The organism is Polaromonas sp. (assembly GCF_041689105.1).
In the GTDB taxonomy this organism is placed as follows: Bacteria; Pseudomonadota; Gammaproteobacteria; order Burkholderiales; family Burkholderiaceae_C; genus Polaromonas.
In genome coordinates, this window is record NZ_JBDNGU010000014.1 from 1 (window position 1) to 1,880 (window position 1,880).

General features: G+C 56.5%; 2 protein-coding genes. Both read right to left on the minus strand.

Annotation, left to right across the window (positions count from 1 at the left end):
* Positions 1 to 794 (minus strand): glycosyltransferase (locus ACESMT_RS01225; RefSeq protein ID WP_372824446.1); only part of this gene is annotated, 794 nt, incomplete at its 3' end.
* Complete coding sequence (locus ACESMT_RS01230) at positions 791 to 1,303, minus strand: TetR/AcrR family transcriptional regulator (protein WP_372824448.1); 513 nt, start codon at positions 1,301 to 1,303, stop codon at positions 791 to 793. The genes ACESMT_RS01230 and ACESMT_RS01225, both read right to left, overlap by 4 nt.
* Positions 1,304 to 1,880 lie beyond the last annotated feature (577 nt).

Genomic DNA, 1,880 nt, shown 5'->3' on the forward strand with positions numbered 1-1,880 from the left:
GGACCCGCCGCGAGCCATGCCATCAGATCCGCATCCCGTTCGGATTCGCCCAAGCGCTGGCGCGCCGACGCCGGGAAGTGGATCGCTCCCAGAATTGGCATTGCATCCTTGTATTCCCGCGGTGGCGGCACGATGGCCGGACTGAAGGCGTGTACCGTCTGGGTACCCAATTCTGCAAACCTTCGGGGGGTTGTCTTTTTCGTTGGCGGCAATCCTAGTTTTTTGCGGAAGAAGTTAACGTCGTCCCGAAAACCCATCCACCAAACGAACTCGGCCAACTTATGGGTGGCGCGGTTCAGTATCCCGGGCATCGCACGGATCGACACGAGGCCGTTGGCGTAGCGACTGTTTGGGCGCATGGGGTTGAAATGCACCGCCAAAGTGGGCAGCCTGCGTGCCTCTGCGAGCGCCGACAGGTATTCCTCGGTCAGCAGCCCGGTGACCAGCACATCGGCTCCTTGGCACAAGCGCTCAAAGTCTTCGATCAATTCATCCCGATGGGCATGCGTGATATCGCCCATTTCTTTCATGAATTTTTGCATGTTGCCCGCACTCAGCCAGCTTCGGCCCTGCGGCGATTCCATGAAGGCTTGCGAGTTGATCGCAATTTTGGACGTTCGCACACCACATTTCTCGACAAACGAAAGCAGATTCACCGGCGCACCTAATGTCACGTCATGGCCACGCGCCATCAAGGCCAGCGCCAAACTGACGAACGGTTGAACATCACCCCGGGTGCCGTGCGTGGCAAGAGCGATCTTAAGGGCGCGCGGTGGTTTCAAAACAGCAGTCATGGTTGTTCCTTCACCTGTTTAATGGCTAAAAGCGCGAGTGAGCGCATCGATGTCACGGTCAATGATTGGGACAAACCTGCGTCGCGTCTCAGCAACTTCCAGACGTAAACATCAGTGGCCACCACCAGCAGCGCTATGGACTGTCTTTTTGGGAGCACTCCCAGCAGCGGGCCGAATACGCGTTCGACCCAACGCTTGTGGATCACACGTCCCATGCTGATGACTTCCGCAGCGAGAGGAAGCTTGTGCTCCAGCGCCAGGAAGCGCATGAGCGAGTCTCCAATTGCTTCGTACATTCCCACAATCGCAACGATGGCAACCTCAAGATTTCCAGCCTCGATATGGTCACGCCAGGCGGAATTTTCGGCACCATACTCCAGCAACACAGTTCTGGCCAGGTTTTCCTTGGAACCGAACTGGCGTTGTACAGTCTTGCTCGAAACCCCCGCCTCCCGGGCGATATCGTCCAGCGAAATATCGTCATACCAGCGTTGCATCAGGAGCTGCAAAGCCGCTGCCTTGACAGCACAGGTGGTTGCGACAGCGGCTTCAGCCCGTGCGGCCTGACGGTATGGGCGTGGTTGATTTATCATTTCATGTCTATGATACAGACATTAAATACACTTGCAAATAATTCTTGCTTCTTTTGCTTTTTCCTGAAGACTTGTGGGATGTGCAGATCACGCCAGTCGACAATCAGCGCATCAAATTTCATTTGCGGTTGAGTCTTTGCTGCAGCAGTGCACCGGTGAGTATGAGAACAGCTATGACCCTATAGCGCAGAGCTGTACAAAAGAAGAAGGGTCAGGCGTTGTAATCCAGCAGCAAAAAAGATCGAAATGCCGAGCGACTGAAAAATCTGTGATCGCAAGACCGGACACCAGCGCCTCCTCAATAGCATCACGCCAAAGTCCGGTGGTCATGCGGCCGCCGTCAAACGCTGGCTGTCACGATCACGGCGCGATGGCACCCATCCTGGGCACCGCAGGCGCCGGCCGACGCCGGGCTTCAACGCCCAGGTACAGCGCCTTGCCCGCCAGCAGCGACAGGCCAAAGGCCGCCAGCATGCCCAGCGCATTGGCAACC